This is a genomic window from Sphingomonas yabuuchiae (genome assembly GCF_001477495.1).
GTDB lineage: Bacteria > Pseudomonadota > Alphaproteobacteria > Sphingomonadales > Sphingomonadaceae > Sphingomonas > Sphingomonas yabuuchiae_A.
The window spans coordinates 1-18,631 of the sequence record NZ_LDTF01000101.1 but is presented as its reverse complement, the minus strand read 5'-3'; the positions used below and the strand labels follow the sequence as shown (position 1 = coordinate 18,631).

The following is an 18,631-nucleotide window of genomic DNA, read 5'->3' as shown; positions in this document are numbered from 1 at the left end:
GGTTCGGAAGTCTATGTCGCGGTCGGCATCTCGGGCGCGATCCAGCATCTGGCGGGGATGAAGGACTCCAAGATCATCGTCGCGATCAACAAGGACGAGGATGCGCCCATCTTCCAGGTCGCCGATATCGGCCTGGTCGGCGACCTCTTCACCGTCGTCCCCGAACTGACCGACAAGGTCTGATCGAGGGGGAGCTTGCCGCTTGGGACATCCCCGGCGGCACGCTCCCCTCACCATCGCTTCGAGGCGCTGCCCTCCCCATAACGGGGAGAGGTCAGCGGATCCGATACAGCCTGAGCGGCGACCCCTTGGGCAGCGGTAGCGGGGTCAGCCAGTTCGGCGTCCAGCCGCGCGCCATCCGGTCGTAGAACCCGCCCGGCGCGCGTGCCCGGTAGTTGGTCGACTCGGCCATGTCCGGGCAGATCAGCAGCAGCGTCGCGCCATGCCGCTTCATGATCGCATGCGCCTGCGCCTCGCTGCCCTGGAAAGCGTGCTGCACGTCCAGGATCGCATTGCCATTGCGGTGATAGGGGCCCGCGATCGCGTCATGATGCGTCGTCACGATCAGCCGCGGCCCCAGATCGACGAAGGTGAACACCGTCGCCCGGGGATAGGCATTCACCCGCGTCAGCACCGAGGTGCGCACGCACTGCCCGGTCGCACGGTTGACCCGGTTGGCATAGGCACTCGGCTGGGTCGCGGGCAGATAGGTGACGACCCAGCTCGCCGCGATTCCCGTCGGCACCAGCACCGCCAGCACGATGGCGGGCACGCGCAGCAACGGCGAGCGCAGCCGCGTCAGCCAGGGCAGGACCATCCACAGCAGCGCCGCGATGCCCGGCACCGCCAGCATCTGCGCCGCCGGGGCCGCGCGCGCCTGCCACAACAGCATCAGGCAGGCGAAGGTCGTGAACAGCGCCACGGCGGTCCAGCCGATCGTCCGCCGCCGCCACGCCGCGACGATCGCCCCGATCATCCCGATCACCGGCATGATCGCCATGGGCAGCGCGACGCGAAGCGGGTGCTTGTAGATCGGCTTGGCCTCGCGGACGTTGTTCAGCCAGTTGCGCTGCAACTCGGGGCTGACCTGTTCGGGGCGGGTCAGGCATTGCGGGAACAGGCTGGCGAAACCGCCCGCGATGACGGCCCCCGCGACGACCGCGAGGCTAAGCCGCGCACCGCGCGACGCCGGATTGATCCGCGCCAGCACGAACAGCAACGCGCCCGCCGCGACCGTCACCGACAGCCAGACCGGGGTCAGCGCATCGCAGCGCATCGCGTAATTGGCGTTGGAGGCAAAGGCGGCGAACCCCGCCGCGCTCCCCCCGCCCAGGGTCAGGGCATAGACGGCCAGCCGGTCGGCCTCCGCCCGGTCCCAGACCCAGCGCAAGGTCAGGATCGCGCCCGCCATCGCGGCATAGGGCAGCATCTCCAGCCCGATCGCCAGCGACACCGCGCTCGCCAGGCCGACCAGCGCCCCGCCGCGCCGTGCTTGCGGATCGCACAAGCCGGCGACGGTGACCGCCAGCATCGCGAGCTGCCACCCGTGATGGTCGATGCGCATCGGCATATACATCAGCAGCGTGGCATTGGCGCACAGCAGCAGCGCCAGACCCAGCGGCCAGCTCAACGCCCCGACCAGGCGGCGCAGCGTCACCGCCAGCGCGGTCATGGTGATCGACAGCGGGATCAGCGGCGCCAGGCCGCAGGCGAGTCGTTCGGCCCAGGCAGGGGTGGTGAACAGGCGGAAGACCAGGATCAACCCGGCGATGGGCAGGTCGACGATGCGGCTCCAATGGATGTCGAAGCCGACCGGCGGGTTCATCCGATACTGGCGCAGATCATACCAGTCCTGCCCCGCCATCCAGGCGCGCACCTGCATCAGCCGCATATTGTCGTCGGTGTCGCCCAGCGACCACCAGCGTATCTGGCCCCAGCGATCGTACATGTACCAGGCGGTGATCGCGGCCCACGCCACCAGCACCCAGCGTTGCCAGTTGCGGTCGATCTCACGCTGCAGACGTTCCAAAGACGCTTCCCTCATACCCGCCCGCAGCCTAAGGCGCGGGGACATGGGTTCCGCTCTATCGCGGGCGGCGCAAAGGGCAAGATTGGGAGCATGGCGACTCTTCAGCACCAGATCGATCGATGGCGGTCCAGCGGCATGCTGGGCCAGATCATCCGGTTCGGAATTGCGGGGGGCCTGTCGACGGTCGTCTATTCGGCCGTCTATCTGCCGCTGACCGCCTGGGTCCTGCCGCATGACCGGGCGGTGCTGGCGGTGCCGCCCGCCTTTCTGGTCGCGGTGATCGTCGGTTTCTTCCTGCACAGCGCGTGGAGCTTTCGCGGACACGGCACCCGCGATTCCAGCGGCAAGCAGCATCTGAAATTCCTGGTGGTGCAGGGCTTCGGCCTTGCGTTGAACGCGCTCTTCACCTGGATCGCGACCGGACTCTTGCATCAACAACCCTGGGTCGCGCTGATCCCGGTGGTCACGATCACGCCGATCGCGACCTTCGCGCTCAACCGCCAATGGGTCTTCGGATAAGTTCATGGACCGTATCGTTTACGACCGCATGGCCGCGCATGATTCCACCCATTGGTGGTATCGCGCGCGCCGCGACATCCTGGCGGACTATCTGACCCGCTATGGCAAGCTGCCCGCCAGCGCCCGCATCTTGGAGATCGGCTGCGGCACCGGGCACAATCTGCCCATGCTGGCGAGCTTCGGCACGGTCGACGCGATCGAGATCGATCCCGCCGCACGCGAGATCGCCTCGCAAAGGCTGGGCAAGCCGGTCCAGGCCGCGCCGCTCCCCGAACTGCCGGGGATCGAGCGGGGGGCGTACGACTTGATCGCGGTGCTCGATGTGGTCGAGCATATCGAGGACGATGTCGCCGCGTTGGCGGCGATGAAGTCCTGCCTGAAGCCGGGCGGCAAGATCCTGATCGCCGTCCCGGCGCATCAATGGATGTGGTCGGCGCATGACGTGGTGAACCATCATCACCGCCGCTATTCCAAGGGGACGCTGGTGTCGGCGATCGAGAAGGCGGGGCTGAAACCCCGCAAGCTCGGCTATTTCAACTCGCTGCTTTTCCCGCTGGCGGCGGCGGCACGGATCGCGGGGCGGATCACGGGGCGCGACGACAGCGACGACTCGCCGCCGCCCGCACCGCTGAACAAGGCATTCGAGGCGATCTTTCGGCTGGAGCGGCATTTGGTCGGCCGGGTGCCGCTGACGCCGGGGGTTTCGATCGTGACACTCGCCGAGCCTGTCTGACGAAGGCCAAGGGATTCCCTTGCAAATTCCGGTTCCGCTCCCCCGTTCGTCTGGCTAGGGAGCCCCCATGCTGGACTTTCATCGCGCCGATCTGGCCCGACTGGCCGCGCGGGATCGATTGCGGGGGCTGGCCCCGATGGCAGGCCGGGACTTCGCCTCTAACGACTATCTTGGAATCGCGAGTCACCCGCGCCTCGCCGCCGCTATCGTGAACGCGGTGGACGAAGGCGTCTCCATCGGCTCGGGCGGATCGCGGCTGCTGCGCGGTAATCACCCGGAACATGAGGCGCTGGAGGCCGAAGCCGCCGCCTTTTTCGGGGCCGAGGCGAGCCTGTATTTCTCGTCGGGCTATACCGCCAACGCCACGCTCTTGGCGACGCTGCCGCAACGCGGCGACCTGATCGTCCATGACGCGCTGGTCCATGCGAGCATGCATGAGGGGATGAAGCTGTCGCGGGCGCAGGCCGTATCGGCGGCGCATAACGATCCGGCGGCGTTCGACGACGCGATCCGGAGATGGCGGGCCGAAGGCGGCAAGGGCACCGCCTGGATCGCGGTGGAAAGCCTCTATTCGATGGACGGCGACACCGCGCCGCTCGCCGAACTGATGGCGGTGGCCGAGCGGCACGACGCGATGCTGATCGTCGACGAGGCGCATGCGACCGGCGTTTTCGGCGAGCGGGGGCAGGGGCTCGCCACGCCGGGCGAGCGGGTCGTCACCCTCCACACCTGTGGCAAGGCGCTGGGGTGCGAGGGCGCGCTGGTCGCCGGGCCCGCCATCGTGCGCGACTATCTGGTCAATCGCGGGCGGGGTTTCATCTTCTCCACCGCGCCGTCGCCGCTGATGGCGCGCGGGGTACGCGAGGCCCTGCGCATTCTTGCCGACGAGCCGGAACGGCGGACCGCGCTCCATGAGCGGATCGCGCTGGCGGGCGAGCGACTGGCACCTCATGGCGCGCTGGCGAACGGCACGCCGATCATGCCGCTGATCCTGCACGACAATGGCCGCACCATGCGCGCCGCCGAGGCGCTGCGGCTGCGCGGTTTCGATATTCGCGGCATCCGGCCGCCGACCGTGCCGGTGGGCGCGGCGCGGCTGCGGCTGTCGATCACCCTCAATGTCGAGCAGGCGGATATCCTCGCCCTCGACCAGGCACTGCAAGAGGTTCTGGCATGAGCGCCGTCATCGTCACCGGCACCGATACCGAAATCGGCAAGACCGTCTTCTCCGCCGCGCTGACCGGCGCGCTGGGGGCCAGCTATTGGAAGCCGGTCCAGGCGGGCACCGATGACGAAGGCCACGGCGATGCCGAGACGGTGGCGCGGCTCAGCGGCCGTCCGGTCCTGCCCTCCGCCTATCGGTTGAAGACACCCTGCTCGCCGCATCGTGCGGCCGAGATCGACGGGGTGGAGATCGATCGCGACCGGCTGGCGCTGCCGCAGGTCGATGGCCCGCTGGTCGCCGAGGGGGCGGGCGGGGTGCTGGTGCCCGTCACCCGCCGGTTGCTGTTCGCCGACCTGTTCGCCCATTGGGGCCGCCCGGTGGTGCTGGTCGCGCGGACCGGGCTGGGTACGATCAACCACAGCCTCTTGTCGATCGAGGCGCTGCGGTCGCGCGGCGTGCCGATGCTGGGCGTGGCGTTCGTCGGGGACGCGGTGGAGGACAGCGAAGCGACCATCGCCGCGATCGGCGGGGTGAAGCGGCTCGGCCGCCTGCCGCGCCTCGCCGACCTGACCGCCAAGACGCTGGCGGAGGCGTTCGCCGCGAATTTCGCCGTCGAGGATTTTCGATGACCTCGCCGGTCTGGCATCCCTTCACCCAGCACGGCCTGGGCGAGCCGATTCCGAAGGTCACCACCGCCAGCGGCGCGGTGCTGACCACGGTCGACGGGCGTCAGGTGATCGACGCCATCTCCAGCTGGTGGGTGACGACGCACGGCCACAACCACCCCCGCATCAGCGCCGCCATCGCGGAGCAAGCGGGCAAGCTCGACCAGATCATCTTCGCGGGCTGGACCCACGAACCCGCCGAGGAAGTCGCCGCCGAACTCGTGCGGATCACCCCGCCCGCGCTGACACGCGTGTTCTTCTCCGACTCCGGCTCGACGGCGGTCGAGGTCGCGCTGAAGATGGCGCTGGGATACTGGCTCCACCGGGGCGCGCCGCGCTCCCGCATCCTCGTCCTCGAACACAGCTATCATGGCGACACGATCGGCGCGATGTCGGTCGGCGCGCGCGGGGTCTATAACCGCGCCTATGCGCCGCTGCTCTTCGATGTCGGCACCATTCCCTTTCCCACGGACGTGCAGGCCACGCTCGACGCGCTGGAGGCGGAGTGCCGGGCGGGTGCGGCGGCCTTCATCGTCGAGCCTTTGGTGCTCGGGGCAGGGGGCATGTTGCGCTACGCGCCCGAGACGCTGGCCGCGATGCGCGACATTTGCGCAACGCACGGCGTGCTGTTCATCGCCGACGAGATCATGACCGGCTGGGGCCGCACGGGCACGCTGTTCGCCTGCGAACAGGCTGGCGTGGTGCCCGACATTCTCTGCCTGTCCAAGGGGCTGACCGGCGGCGCGGTGCCGCTGGCGGTGACGCTGGCGATCGAGCCGATCTTCCAGGCGCACTGGTCCGAGACCGACCGGTCGAAACAGTTCTTCCACTCGTCCAGCTACACCGCCAACCCCATCGCCTGCGCGGCGGCGGCGGCCAATCTGGCGATCTGGCGCGAGGAGCCGGTCCAGGCGCGGATCGACGCGCTGACGGCGGCGCAAGCGCGGCATCTGGCGACCGTGGCAAGCGAAGCGTCGGTCCACAGCCCCCGTCAGCTCGGCACCATCGCCGCGTTCGAGCTGGGCGCGGGGCAGGATTATCTCTCCGACCTGGCCCCCCGATTGCTGGCGCACTTCAGGGAGCGTGACCTGCTCGTCCGGCCGATGGGCAACACCATCTATGTGATGCCGCCTTATTCGATCACGGTGGAGCAACTCGGTAAAGTCTGGACCGGAATTCACGAGGCGATCGACCGCTTCAGGCGTTAAGTGCACGCCCTTTGACTTTAGGGCTTTTCATTTGCTTTATCCCGCGGCGATTCAAAAGGAGCAGGCATGAGCGTGGCGGCGGCAAGAGCGATGGGGGCTCTGGCATCAGTGACGGCGCTCATGTGGAGCTTGGCGGGCTCGGCGCAGACGAGTGCGCCCGTGCCCGCGCAACCCCTGGGCCCGATCAACGCCGATCTGCCGCCCGGTGGCGATTCCTACGCCCGGGCCATCGTCACGTCGCCGGTCGTCGCTCCGAATTGGACGCTGTCCGCCTGGGTCCAGCCGCGCAGCGTCATGGGCAAGGGCACGACGATGCTGATCGGCGGCTTCGGCAACCCCACCGGGGGCCCGCGCCGCTATCTGGCGCTGGTCGACGGCCAGCCCGCGCTCGTCACCGAGGCGGGGGTGGTCCAAGGCGGCGGCGATGCCGATCGCAACAAATGGACCTATATTGCCGCCAGCTATGACGGAAAGATCGTCCGGCTGTTCGTGAACGGTCGCCAGGTGGTGCAGCGCGGCCTGTCGCTGGAGCCCGTGACTGGCGTGGCGACGCTGGCACCGCGCAGCTATCAGCCCGTCTTTGCGGGCAAGGTCGTCGATTTCCGCATGGTGCGCGAGGCGGTCGATCCGCTGGCCATCCGGGTCGCCGCGCGTCGCGCACCCGATCCGGCGAAAATCGCGCTCCAGACCGGCAGCCCCAGCTGGCCCTATCAGACCCGCCAGATGCAGGGGCAGACCACGCCGCAGGACGCCTGGACGCTGCCCCAGTCCCGGGCGCCGATCCCGACCAGCGGCACGGCCAGGCCCGAATTCAAGGCGCCTGCGCTCGTCTCGACTGCGACCGGCCAATGGGCGGTCAATGGCTGGCGGTTGATCGAGGCGGCCAAGGTCGGCCCCGGCGGTGGGGACCTGTCGCAGGGCAATTTCGACGCCAGCAAATGGTATGCCGCGACCGTGCCGGGCACGGTACTGACGACGCTGGTCGATCGCGGCGTCTATCCCGATCCCGCGATCGGGCTGAACAACCTGTCGATCCCCGAGACGCTGGCGCGGCAGGATTACTGGTATCGTACCGAGTTCGACACGCCCGCCGAGGCCGCCGGGCGGACGATGTGGCTCACCTTCAACGGCGTAAACTATTCCGCCGAGGTCTGGGTCAATGGCCGGATGACGGGCACGATGAAGGGTGCCTTCATCCGGGGACGCTTCCCCGTGACGCTGGTCGCCGGGCGCAATGCGATCGCGGTGCGGGTGTCGCCGCCGCCGCATCCGGGCCTTGCGCATGAGGAATCCATGACGGCGGGCGTCGGGGAGAATGGCGGCGTCCAGATGATGGACGGCCCGACCTTCGTCGCGACCGAGGGCTGGGACTGGATCCCCTCCGTCCGCGACCGCAATACCGGGCTGTGGCAGGGCGTGACGCTGGCCGCAACCGGCCCGGCGGTGATCGGCGATCCGCAGGTGGTGACGACGCTGCCCAAGCCCGACAATTCCGTCGCCGATGTCGAGATCGCGGTGCCCGTCACCAATAACGGCCAGACGCCGGTGACGACGACGGTGCGCGCGGTGTTCGACGATGTGGTCGTCGAAAAGCCGGTGACGGTCGCGCCGGGCCAGACGATCCGCGCCGTCCTGTCGCCATCCGAATTCCCGCAGCTGTCGGTCAGGAACCCCCGCCTCTGGTGGCCCAATGGCTATGGCGACCCCGCGCTGCATAACCTCGCGCTGACGGCGGCGGTCGATGGCGCGCTGTCGGACAGCAAGGTTTTGCGCTTCGGGATGCGGCAGGTGACCTATGACCTGTCGCTGTTCGACGGTGACGGCGATCTGGAGCGGGTGACGCTGGACCTCAACCGGGTGCGTGGCGGACCCAGGATCGTGGACACCGGCCATGCGGGCATCCGCAAGACGGCGGGTGGCTGGGCGATGAGCTTTACGCCCGGCGGCGACCAGTCGGCGGCGGTCAGCAAAGTCACCGACGATCCGCGACTCGCGCCGTACCTCGTCCTGCGTGTCAACGGCGTGCGGATCGCGGCGCGGGGCGGCAATATCGGCATGGACGATTTCATGAAGCGCGTCGACCGCGCGCATCTGGAGCCGTTCTTCCGCCTGCACCGCGACGCGCATCTCAACATCGTGCGCAACTGGGTCGGCCAGAATACCGAGGACAGCTTCTTCGACCTGGCCGATGAATATGGCCTGATGGTCCTGTCCGACTTCTGGGAGTCGACCCAGGATTACAATATGGAGGCCGAGGACCCGCAGCTGTTCCTGGCCAATGCGACCGACGTGGTGCGCCGCTATCGCAACCACCCCTCGATCGTCGCCTGGTTCGGCCGCAACGAGGGCGTGCCGCAGCCGATCCTGAATAGCGGGCTCGACAATCTGCTGCGCGCGGAGGACGGGACGCGGCTCTATATGCCCTCGTCCAACGCAGTGAACCTCCAGGGCTCCGGCCCCTATAACTGGCGGCCGCCGGTCGAATATTTCACCACCCATGCCAAGGGCTTCTCGGTCGAGGTTGGCACGCCCTCGCTGCCGACGCTGGAATCGTGGAAGCGGACCATCCCGGCCGAGGCGGATCGCTGGCCGATCGGCGATGTCTGGGCCTATCATGACTGGCACCAGACCGGGAACGGCGCGGTGAAGACCTATATGGACGTGCTCGAACGCCGCTTCGGCCCCGCCACCGGGCTGGAGGATTTCGAGCGCAAGGCGCAGATGATGGAGTATGAATCCTATCGTGCCATCTTCGAGGGGATGAACGCCGGGCTCTGGACCGAAAATTCCGGCCGGATGCTGTGGATGACGCAACCCGCCTGGCCGTCCTCGGCGTGGCAGATCTTCTCGTCCGACTATGACACGCATGCCGCCTTCTACGGCGTCAAGAAGGCCGCCGAGCCGATCCATGTCCAGATGAACCTGCCCGACCACCGCGTCGTGCTGGTCAACAACACCCGCGACGCGCTGAAGGGGGTGCAGGTGCGCGCGAAGGTCGTCGGGCTTGATGGCCGGACCGAAAGCGAGCAGGAGGCGAAGATCGTCGCGGGTGCCGAGGGGGTGACGCCCGCGCTCAGCCTCGACCTCGCGCCCGCCATGAAGCGCGGGCCGGTGCTCGTCCGGCTGGAGGCGACCGATGCGGGCGGACAGGTCCTGTCGACCAACAGCTATTGGGAAGCGGCGGACGATGCGGGTTACCGCGCACTGACCGCCATGGGGGCGGCCCCCGTCACCGCGACGGCGACGACGCAATCGCAAGGCGAGGAAACGCTGGCCAGCGTCACCCTGACCAATGGCGGCACGACCCCTGCGATCGAGACCAAGCTGACCGTGATGAATGCCGACGGCAGCCAGGTGTTGCCCGCCTATTTCAGCGACAATTACGTCACCCTGATGCCCGGAGAGACCCGCGTGATCGAGATTCGCTATCCCACGGCCAAGGCGGACAAGCCGATGGTCGCCTTGCGCGGCTGGAACGTCACCGCGACCGCCACGGACCTGCGTCCGTGAGCCGGGTGATCCTGACCGCGCTGATGGCGCTGACGCTTGCCGCACCCGCCGCCGCGCAGACCGCGCCGAAGGAAACCGACTCGCAGCGCTGGACCCGCGAATGGGAGGAGCGGTTGCACAACGACTTCGCCTATCTGGCGCGCTACCGCGAGGATAACGCGAAGCTGCCTGCGCCGGTGGCGGGGCAGCCGCGCGTGGTCTTCATGGGCGATTCGATCACCGAGGGTTGGGTCGGCAAGATGCCGCAATTCTTCACCCCCGGTCGGATCGGGCGCGGGATCAGCGGCCAGACGACCTCGCAGATGCTGCTGCGCTTTCGCCAGGACGTGATCGACCTGCATCCGGCGGTGGTGCAGATCATGGCGGGCACCAACGATATTGCGGGCAATACCGGCCCGACGACCGACGCGCAGGTTCAGGGCAATATCATGTCGATGGTCGAGCTGGCCCAGGCGCATGGCATCCGGGTGATCCTGGCCTCGATCCCGCCCGCCGATCATTTCGAGTGGAAGCCGGGCCTGGCCACCGCCCCGCGCATCGCGACACTGAATGCTTGGCTGAGGGACTACGCCAGGCGCGTCGGGGCGACCTATGCCGATTACTGGTCGGTCCTGCATGTCGGGGACGCGCTGAACCCGGCCTATGGCACCGATGGGGTGCATCCCAATGCACAGGGCTACGCCGCCATGGCGCCGGTCGCCGATTCCGCGATCGAACTGGCCTTGGCGAAACCTCAGCCGCGCAGGATGCGGTAATTCAACCGCGCGGTCGCGATCGGCTTTTCGCGATCCTCCTGCCAGGCGGTCACCTCGACATTGGCGGTCCGCTGGCCGAGGCGCAGGATGGTGCCGACCGCGCGGGTGGGATGGTCGCGACCGGTGCGCAGATAATCGGTCGTGACCGTCACCGGCTTGATCCGCGTCGTCCCCTCGTTCGACAGGCGGTGGGTCAGCGCGGCGATCCCCGCCACCTCCAGCAGCCCGGCGATCGCCCCGCCCTGAAGCAGGCCCGGCCAGCCCATCACATGCTCGCCGAACGGCATGATCAGGTGCGGCAGCCCGTCGACCCATTCGATCGAGCAGCCGAGCCATTCCGCATAGGGGGGCAGCACCATCGCTTGGCCGATGCCGGTACGGGGGGCGCTCATGCGGTCATGCCGATAAAGGTGCCCGCGACATGCGCGACCGGATCGTCGGGGTCGCCGTCATGCGCGATGCCCCGGACAAAGGCGATGCTGCGGGTCAGGCGATAACACTCCCCACGTCCGATCACGGTGCGTTCGGGGACGGCGGGGCGGAGATAATCGACCCGCAGGTCCAGCGTCACATGCGGCTCGAACGCGCCGCGCTTCAGCCAGACGGCGACGCTGGTCGCCATGTCCATCATCGCGACGATCGGTCCGGAGGCGATCACGCCGCTGGTCGGATCGCCGATCAGCCGTGCGTCGTAAGGCAGCGCCAGCTCCGCCCAGTCTTCCCCGTGCGCGCGGTAGGCGATGCCCAGATGCTGGCCATGCCCGCCGCCCAGGCCGCCCATCGCGACGAAGCGTTCCATATCGAACCCCATGATGCGATGCTCTACACGAGCCATGCGCTGGCGCAAAAGGAGAGAGATATGGACGGCCGGGTGACGATCGCGGTGACGGACGGCGTGGCCGATGTCCGTCTGGCGCGCGGGGAAAAGCTGAACGCCATCGACCGCGCGATGTTCGATGCGCTGGCCGAGGCGATCGACGCGCTGTCGTCGCGGTCCGACCTGCGCGCCGTGGTGCTGTCGGGCGAGGGGGAGGGGTTCTGCTCCGGCCTCGACATGGCGGCGATGGCGGGGGGCGATCTGGCGGGGCTGGACCTGTCGACGCGCAGCCATGGCCCGGCCAATCCGGTGCAGCAGGTCGCTTGGGGCTGGCGGACGCTGCCGGTGCCGGTGATCGCGGCCGTCCACGGCGTCGTGTTCGGCGGCGCGACCCAGATCATGGGCGGCGCGGACATCCGGCTGGCGCATCCCGCCACCCGCTTTGCGATTCGCGAAGTGCATTGGGGCATCGTCCCCGACATGGGCGGCTTCGCGCTGTGGGGCGGTGTGCGTCAGGATGTGCTTCGCGAATGGGTCTATACCGCGCGCGAATTCGATGCGGTCGAGGCACAGGCGGCGGGATTCGTCACCCGGCTGTCCGACGATCCGCGCGGCGAGGCGCTGGCCCTGGCGCAGACGATCGCCGGGCGAAGCCCCGATGCGGTGCGGAGCGCCAAGCGGCTGTTCGCGGCGATGGGAAGCGAACCGGAGCAAATGCTGGCGATGGAGAGCGCGGAGCAAGTGGCGCTGATGCAGGGCGCGAACCACCGGGAAGCGGTGCGGGCGAATTTGGAGCGGCGGCGGCCGGTGTTCACTGACGTTTGATGAGTTCACGCCATCTCCCGCCACGATGGCCCCTCTCCCGGCAGGGGGAGGGGTTGGGGAGGGGTAAGAGCCGCAAAGGTCGGCCTCTGTGAGACTCCATACCCTCCCCCATCCCCTCCCGTTTACGGGAGGGGTGTGCCCGCGGGCAGGGAGGGGCCAAACAAAAAGGGGGAGCCCCTTTCGAGACTCCCCTTCCTTCAGCTCTCGCGGAAGAATTACTCCGCGGTCGCCTTCAAAATCTTGCCCGGGTTACGGGGCGGCTCGCCCTTGGGCAGCGCGTCGACATGCTCCATGCCGCTCTCGACCTGGCCCCAGACGGTGTACTGGCGGTCGAGGAAGCGCGCGTCGTCGAAGCAGATGAAGAACTGCGAATTGGCCGAGTTCGGATCGTTGGTCCGCGCCATCGAGCAGGTGCCACGGACGTGCGGCTCGGCGTTGAATTCCTGCTTCAGATTGGGCTTGTCCGAACCCGACATGCCGGTGCCGGTGGGGTCGCCGCCCTGCGCCATGAAGCCGGGGATGACGCGGTGGAACACGACGCCGTCGTAAAAGCCTTCATTGGCAAGGCCGCCGATGCGCGCGACATGCTCGGGCGCCAGGTCGGGGCGCAGAGTGATGACGACATCGCCGCTCTCGAGCGTCAGGGTCAGCTTGGAAAAGGTCTCGGCCATAAGGGTTCTTCCTTGGTTGATGGTGCGCAGGTAGGCGTTCACACGCCCGCTGGCAAATGCCGCCGTCGCAGTTTAGAGGCGTGACACAGCGTTCATGATCGATCGAGGGAGGCCGAGATCAGCGACACCGAACTCCCCGAACTCGACACCGAGACCCAGTTGCCCGAAACCCAGCTGGACGAGGACGACCGGCTGAAGCCCGAATATGTGACGGCCGTGCTCGACGCGCTGGAGGCGGGCGACGACGAGGGCGCCCGTGCGCTGGTCGAGCCGCTCCACCCCGCCGACATCGCTGACCTGTTCGAGCTGGTCGGGGACGAGGAGCGCGTCAATTTGGCGCGTGCGGTCGCGGACCTGCTGAACGGCGACGTCTTCGCCGAGATGAACGATTATGTGCGCGAGCAGCTGATCCAGGCGCTCGAACCGCATGAAGTCGCCGACATCGCGTCGGAACTCGATACCGACGATGCGGTTGCCATCATTGAAGACATGGACGAGGACGAGCAGCGCGCGGTCTTGCGCGCGCTCGACCCTGACGACCGCGCCGCGATCGAGGAGGCCCTGTCCTTCCCCGAGGAGTCCGCCGGACGCCTGATGCAGCGCGAGCTGATCGCGGTGCCCGAACATTGGACGGTGGCCGAGACGATCCAGTTCCTGCGCGACGATGAGGAACTGACCACCGATTTCTGGGAAATCTTCGTCGTCGATCCCGGCCACCGGCCGATCGGCACCTGCCAGCTGTCCTGGATCCTGCGCGCGCCGGGGCAGATCGTCATCGGCGACGTGATGAAGCGCGAACAGACGCTGATCCCGGTCGACATGGACCAGGAAGAGGTCGCGCTGCGCTTCCAGAAATATGCGTTGATCTCGGCGGCCGTGGTGGATGGCAGCGGGCGTCTGGTCGGCATGATCACCGTCGACGATATCGTCCACATCATCCAGCAGGAGGCGGGCGAGGACGTGCTGCGCCTGTCGGGTGCGGGCGAGGGCGACATCAATGAGCCGATCCTCGACAGCTATAAGAGCCGCGTCCGCTGGCTGCTCGCCAATCTGATTACCGCGATGGTCGCTTCGTCGGTGATCGCGGCGTTCGAGGGGACGATCGCGCGGATGGTGGCGCTGGCGACGCTGATGCCTATCGTCGCGGGCGTCGGCGGCAATGCGGGCACGCAGACGCTGGCGGTGACGGTCCGGGCGCTGGCGACCAACCAGCTGACCCGCTCCAACACCGGGCGCGCGATCATGCGCGAGATTCGCGTGGCGATGATGAACGGCGTGACCGTCGCGGCGGTGATCGGGGTCGGGGTGAGCCTGGTCTTCGGCAACCCGGCGCTCGGGCTGGTGATCGCGGCGGCGATGATGACCAATATCCTGGTCGCGGGGCTGGCGGGCGTGCTGGTGCCGGTGACGCTCGATCGGTTCGACGCCGATCCGGCAGTGGCGTCGTCGGTGTTCGTGACGATGACGACCGATTCGATCGGCTTCCTGGCATTTCTGGGCCTCGCCACGGCGGCGGGCCTGACTGGCTAGAGCAAGATGACGTGAGATGAACTCACCCCTCCCCTTCAGGGGAGGGGCCGGGGGTGGGGCGCTTCCGCAAGCGCGAGGCCTGTGGCGAGGCCCCACCCCAACCCCTCCCCTGAAGGGGAGGGGCTTGCGTTGGTTTGATGCGATGTCATCACGATCTAAGCTATCCCTCCCCGTGCCGGGGAGGATCAGTGGTCGTGCCCGTGCCCGTGCGGCACGTTGCGCAGCGCCTCCAGCACTTCGTCCGTGCGGGCGGGATCGCCGATCGCCAGCACATGCCCTGCGCTGTCGGCGGTCAGCGGATCGCCGTTCCAGTCGCACATCCGCCCGCCCGCACCCTCGACCACCGGGACCAGCGCGGCGAAGTCGTGCAGCTTCAGCCCCGATTCGCAGACCAGATCGATATGGCCGCTCGCCAGCAGGCCGTAATTATAGCAGTCGCCGCCATAGACCGGCCCCTGGCGGGGGGACTGGCCGCTGACCGCGGCGACCAGCGCCATGAAGTGCGGCACGTCCTCGTCGTCGAACAGATGCGGGCTGGTCGTCGCGATGGTCGCGCCGTCCAGGTCGCGGCAGGTGCGGGTGCGCGTCGGCTGGCCGTTGAACAGGGTCGGCCGTCCCGCCACGCCCAGCCAGCGCTCGCGCGCGATCGGCTGGTCGATGATGCCCAGCACCGGCCAGCCATTTTCGACCAGCGCGATCAGCGTGCCGAAGATCGGCCGCCCGACGGTGAAGCTGCGCGTGCCGTCGATCGGGTCGAGCACCCATTGGCGCCCCGTCACGCCGTTCTTGACGCCATATTCCTCGCCATGGATGCCGTCGCCCGAACGCTCCGCCTCCAGGATGCGGCGCATCGCCGCCTCCGCCTCGCGATCGGCCAGCGTCACGGGCGACCGGTCCTCCTTGATCTCCAGCCCCATTTCGCGGCGGAAATAAGGGCGGATGGCGGCTCCGGCAGCATCGGCAAGACGAAGGGCCAGTTTGATATCGTCGGCGTGTACGGACATATTAACCCGGATAGGATAGGACTGCGCGATCAGCAATGGACGCCATGATCGCGACGGGATAGGCGTTAACTATCTTAATATAAGGAATGGGGCGATGAGGGCAGTGTTGGGCGTTCTCCTGGCGATGGCAGCGGTACCGGCCGCAGCGGCCCTCCGTCCCGGTGCTCCCGCGCCCGACTTCACCACACGCGGCGCGGTGGCGGGCAAGGTCTTCACGCTGCATCTCAAGGAACAGCTGCGCCACGGCCCGGTCGTCCTGTATTTCTTCCCCGCCGCCTTCACGAGCGGATGCAGCGCCGAGGCGCGCGCCTTTGCAGAGAAGATCGACGCCTTTCGCGCCGCTGGCGCGCGCGTGATCGGCATGTCGGCCGACCCGGTCGACAAGCTCGCCGCCTTTTCCAAGGCCGAATGCGCGGGCAAGTTCCCGGTCGCCAGCGCCGGTCCGGCGATCGTCAAGGGCTATGACGTCGCGCTCGGCCGCCAGATGGAAGGGCGCGATATCACCTCGCGCACCAGCTATGTCATCGGTCGCGATGGCCGCGTCGTCTTCGTCCATGACGACATGAACCCGTCCGAGCATGTCGCCACGACGCTGGCGGCGGTACGCGAACTGCAAAATCATCGCTGACAGGCGCGTGTCATGGGGCTTTACAGGGGATGGGGCGAAACGGCGGACGCGGGGCCGCGGCGAGCCATGACGACGCCTGCCAGTTTGTATGAGCGTATCGGCAAGTTTCTGGAGGATCACCGGCTTTCCCCCGATCCGGCGCATTACGCCTTCGTCCATGCGATCCTGACCAATCCCAAGGGTAGCCTGGCGCGCGCGGTCGAGTCGCTGATCGATGGCGGCGTGCGGCTGCACCAGGACGATATCGTCCGGCTGGGCGGTCCGGTGGGGGCGTCGCGGCCCATGCCCGAACCGGACGCGACCGAGCCGGCCGTCCGCGAATCGGCGGCCGACCGGGTCGCGCCGCCCGAGGCGGAGGCGCGGTCCGACGCGCTGGCCGAACAGACCGAGAATCAGGTTACGGCGTTCATGTCGGTGATGCGCACCTTCCAGGAGGATACGTCGGCCTTCGGGGCCAATCTGGCGCGCAACGTGGCGGAGATGAATCGCGAAGAGATCGACCTGCCGACGCTGGCGACGCTGACCGGCGAGATGCTCGAGCGGATCCACGCGACCGAACAGCGGCTGGAGCAGGCGACGGCGGAGGCCGACACGCTGCGCGAGAAGCTGGCCGAGGCGCGGGCGACGGCGCGACGCGACCCGCTGACCGGACTGGCCAACCGGCTGGCCTTTTCCGAGGCGCTGGGCCAGTGTTTCCAGATGTCGGACAGCTGCCATCTGGCGCTGTGCGATGTCGACCGGTTCAAGCGGATCAATGACGAGCTGGGTCATGCCACGGGCGACCGGGTGTTGCATTCGATCGGCAAGATCCTGGCCGAGGAATGCCAGGGGCATCTCGTCTGTCGTCATGGCGGCGAGGAATTCGCCATCCTGATGTCCGGCCTGACCGCCAGGCAGGCGGCGGCGCTGGTCGAACGGGCACGCGATGCGGTGCGCAACCGCCGGATGCGCGTGCGCGAGACGGGCGAGCCGGTCGGGGAGGTCACCTTCTCCGCCGGGATCACCACGCTGAACCCCGGGGATACGCAGGAGACGCTGTTCGCGCGGGCCGATGCGCTTCTGTATCGCGCGAAAAAGGAAGGTCGCGACCGCGCCTGCAACGACGCCTGATTTTCCGCCATCGAATGGCGGCAATTCCCGTCAGGTCGTGGCGGAATTTCCCAAAGCCAAGGGGAGCTTTCGCAAAAACCCCGGAAATCGGCCATTTTTAAAACTGGCACGCTCTCTGCAATGTCCCTGATATCGCCGCTCGGATGGTCCGACCGGCAGGTATCAGGGAGTTTTCACCATGTTCGCTTCGTTCCAGACCCGCCAGATCCTCGTCTCGGTCCTCGGCGCTTTCGTCTTCGCCGGTCTCGCCATCACCAGCGCCGCGCCGATCTTTCCGATCGCCTGAGCGTGATCGTGCCTTACCCCTCCGGCGGCCGGGCCATGCCCTTCTGACGCCCGGCCGTCCTTCTTTCCCGTATCAGGCGACCGCGCCAGCGCCCACCGGGCCGACCGGCGCTTCCTCCTCGCGCGAATAGGTGCCCGTCAGCACCCCGGCGGCCAGCACATGTCCCACCATCGCCTCGACCATCGCACCGCGACCCGGCGTCTGTCCGCCGATCTCGACCACCGCATCCAGCGCGAACAGCTGGAAGACATAACGATGTTCGCCATGCCCGCGCGGCGGATCGGGCGGCAGCCAGCCCTCGCTCAAATAGGAATTGCGTCCGACATCGCCCCCCTCGGGCGTGCCCGCGCCATCCGCGACGATCGCGCCTTCGGCCAGTTCGCCGTCCCGGGGCGGCAGGTTCCAGACGATGGCATGGACCAGCGGCTGCGGTGTCGGGGCGTCGGCATCCTCGACGATCAGCGCCAACATCGCCGTGCCCTCGGGCGGATTGCCCCAATAGAGCGGCGGCGACACGCCCTCGCCATCGGCGGTGAAGCGTTCGGGGAGGCGCGCCATGTCGCCAAAGGCCGGGCTGTGCAGCGCCATCACGGCGGGTGGTGCCAGTTCGGGCCGGACGACCGCGATTGATTCCACCCCGGCGCGCCAGCCGCTCATCGCCTTACCCAGCCAGGCGGGCAGATGTTCGAGCATCCTTATCTCCTCTATCGTGGCGTCATGGGCACGACCCGCGTGCGCCAGACGGTCAGCGTGTCGATCGCGCCCCGGCATTCGGTCATCTGCGCGGCATGGAGCAGGCGGAAACGGGTGCCGTCCCAGCCGAATTGCTGCGCATCGCCGCAATCGCCCAGCCCTCGGCCCTTGCCCCAGCTCGACAGGCGGCCGTCGCGCGACCATTCGACATTGACCAGGATCTGGGGCTGGCCGGGTTCGGGCGTCTCGCCGAAGGGATAGGCGAAGTCGAAGGTTGCAGGGGTCAACCGCCCGTCGCGCCAGATCAACGGCTTCACCAGATAATTATACGCCCCCGCGCCGCAGGACATCAGCACCAGCGTGCTGCGTCGGTCGAGCCGGTGCGCGTCGGCACTGAACGGACTGCCATCGTCGATCACGCAGCCATAGCGTCGCCGCGCCTCGCTGATCGCCGTCGCGGGGATGGCGGGGGCGGGGCCGGGC

At 67.9% G+C, this 18,631-nt stretch carries 19 protein-coding genes; 12 read left to right on the top strand and 7 right to left on the bottom strand.

The window, feature by feature from the left end; translation table 11 throughout:
• On the top strand, positions 1-183 hold a 183-nt coding region (locus tag NS355_RS16115; RefSeq protein ID WP_209445121.1), incomplete at its 5' end, for an FAD-binding protein.
• A 91-nt stretch (positions 184-274) separates the two neighbouring features.
• On the opposite strand, the gene NS355_RS16110 is transcribed toward NS355_RS16115, so the two are convergent.
• The gene (locus tag NS355_RS16110; RefSeq protein ID WP_058746604.1) at positions 275-2,044 is read right to left on the bottom strand and encodes a hypothetical protein; all 1,770 of its coding nucleotides are present in this window, start codon (positions 2,042-2,044) and stop codon (positions 275-277) included.
• 75 nt (positions 2,045-2,119) lie between these two features.
• Between NS355_RS16110 and NS355_RS16105 the strand changes: the two genes are divergently transcribed.
• From NS355_RS16105 to NS355_RS16075, 7 genes are all read left to right on the top strand, one after another.
• Positions 2,120-2,548 carry a GtrA family protein gene (locus tag NS355_RS16105; RefSeq protein WP_209445120.1) on the top strand — a complete coding sequence of 143 codons (429 nt, stop codon included), beginning with the start codon at positions 2,120-2,122 and terminating at the stop codon, positions 2,546-2,548.
• A gap of 4 nt (positions 2,549-2,552) precedes the next feature.
• Complete coding sequence (locus tag NS355_RS16100; RefSeq protein ID WP_058746603.1) at positions 2,553-3,281, top strand: class I SAM-dependent methyltransferase; 729 nt, start codon at positions 2,553-2,555, stop codon at positions 3,279-3,281.
• 67 nt (positions 3,282-3,348) lie between these two features.
• Positions 3,349-4,458: an 8-amino-7-oxononanoate synthase gene (locus NS355_RS16095; RefSeq protein WP_058746602.1), complete on the top strand. Its 1,110-nt coding sequence runs from the start codon at positions 3,349-3,351 to the stop codon at positions 4,456-4,458.
• Positions 4,455-5,075, top strand: coding sequence for a dethiobiotin synthase (bioD, locus tag NS355_RS16090; protein WP_058746601.1), 621 nt, complete (start codon positions 4,455-4,457; stop codon positions 5,073-5,075). The genes NS355_RS16095 and bioD overlap by 4 nt, the downstream gene beginning before the upstream one ends.
• A complete protein-coding gene (locus NS355_RS16085) occupies positions 5,072-6,319 on the top strand; it encodes an adenosylmethionine--8-amino-7-oxononanoate transaminase (RefSeq protein ID WP_058746600.1) in 1,248 nt (415 codons plus the stop codon). The genes bioD and NS355_RS16085 overlap by 4 nt, the downstream gene beginning before the upstream one ends.
• 66 nt (positions 6,320-6,385) lie before the next feature.
• A complete protein-coding gene (locus NS355_RS16080) occupies positions 6,386-9,829 on the top strand; it encodes a glycosyl hydrolase 2 galactose-binding domain-containing protein (RefSeq protein WP_244489718.1) in 3,444 nt (1,147 codons plus the stop codon).
• The gene (locus NS355_RS16075; protein ID WP_244489717.1) at positions 9,826-10,584 is read left to right on the top strand and encodes an SGNH/GDSL hydrolase family protein; all 759 of its coding nucleotides are present in this window, start codon (positions 9,826-9,828) and stop codon (positions 10,582-10,584) included. Before NS355_RS16080 ends, NS355_RS16075 begins: the two co-directional genes overlap by 4 nt.
• Here the strand turns inward: NS355_RS16075 and NS355_RS16070 are convergent.
• Positions 10,563-10,976 (bottom strand): PaaI family thioesterase, encoded by a 414-nt coding sequence (locus NS355_RS16070; RefSeq protein ID WP_244489716.1) that lies wholly within the window; start codon positions 10,974-10,976, stop codon positions 10,563-10,565. The two genes, NS355_RS16075 and NS355_RS16070, sit on opposite strands and share 22 nt — an antisense overlap.
• A complete protein-coding gene (locus tag NS355_RS16065) occupies positions 10,973-11,383 on the bottom strand; it encodes a PaaI family thioesterase (RefSeq protein ID WP_236697082.1) in 411 nt (136 codons plus the stop codon). The genes NS355_RS16070 and NS355_RS16065 overlap by 4 nt, the downstream gene beginning before the upstream one ends.
• A 60-nt stretch (positions 11,384-11,443) precedes the next feature.
• Here NS355_RS16065 and NS355_RS16060 point away from each other — a divergent pair, with 60 nt between their 5' ends.
• Positions 11,444-12,226, top strand: a complete 783-nt coding sequence (locus NS355_RS16060) for a crotonase/enoyl-CoA hydratase family protein (protein ID WP_058746606.1) — start codon at positions 11,444-11,446, stop codon at positions 12,224-12,226.
• A 215-nt stretch (positions 12,227-12,441) separates the two neighbouring features.
• Here NS355_RS16060 and NS355_RS16055 read toward each other — a convergent pair whose 3' ends face one another.
• Positions 12,442-12,897 carry a peptidylprolyl isomerase gene (locus tag NS355_RS16055; protein ID WP_056436311.1) on the bottom strand — a complete coding sequence of 152 codons (456 nt, stop codon included), beginning with the start codon at positions 12,895-12,897 and terminating at the stop codon, positions 12,442-12,444.
• Positions 12,898-13,014: 117 nt separating this feature from the next.
• Here NS355_RS16055 and mgtE point away from each other — a divergent pair, with 117 nt between their 5' ends.
• Complete coding sequence (gene mgtE, locus NS355_RS16050; protein ID WP_058746598.1) at positions 13,015-14,427, top strand: magnesium transporter; 1,413 nt, start codon at positions 13,015-13,017, stop codon at positions 14,425-14,427.
• A gap of 185 nt (positions 14,428-14,612) precedes the next feature.
• On the opposite strand, the gene NS355_RS16045 is transcribed toward mgtE, so the two are convergent.
• Entirely contained in the window at positions 14,613-15,431 is an 819-nt protein-coding gene (locus NS355_RS16045) for an inositol monophosphatase family protein (protein WP_058746605.1), read from the bottom strand.
• 94 nt (positions 15,432-15,525) lie between these two features.
• Here NS355_RS16045 and NS355_RS16040 point away from each other — a divergent pair, with 94 nt between their 5' ends.
• Entirely contained in the window at positions 15,526-16,059 is a 534-nt protein-coding gene (locus NS355_RS16040) for a peroxiredoxin (RefSeq protein WP_058746597.1), read from the top strand.
• A 66-nt stretch (positions 16,060-16,125) separates the two neighbouring features.
• Positions 16,126-17,169, top strand: coding sequence for a GGDEF domain-containing protein (locus tag NS355_RS16035; RefSeq protein WP_167345478.1), 1,044 nt, complete (start codon positions 16,126-16,128; stop codon positions 17,167-17,169).
• Between the two features lie 358 nt (positions 17,170-17,527).
• On the opposite strand, the gene NS355_RS16030 is transcribed toward NS355_RS16035, so the two are convergent.
• Entirely contained in the window at positions 17,528-18,148 is a 621-nt protein-coding gene (locus NS355_RS16030) for a YbhB/YbcL family Raf kinase inhibitor-like protein (RefSeq protein ID WP_058746595.1), read from the bottom strand.
• Positions 18,149-18,159: 11 nt separating this feature from the next.
• Positions 18,160-18,631, bottom strand: a 472-nt coding sequence (locus tag NS355_RS16025) for a DUF1176 domain-containing protein (protein WP_153008259.1), incomplete at its 5' end; no start/stop codon positions are given.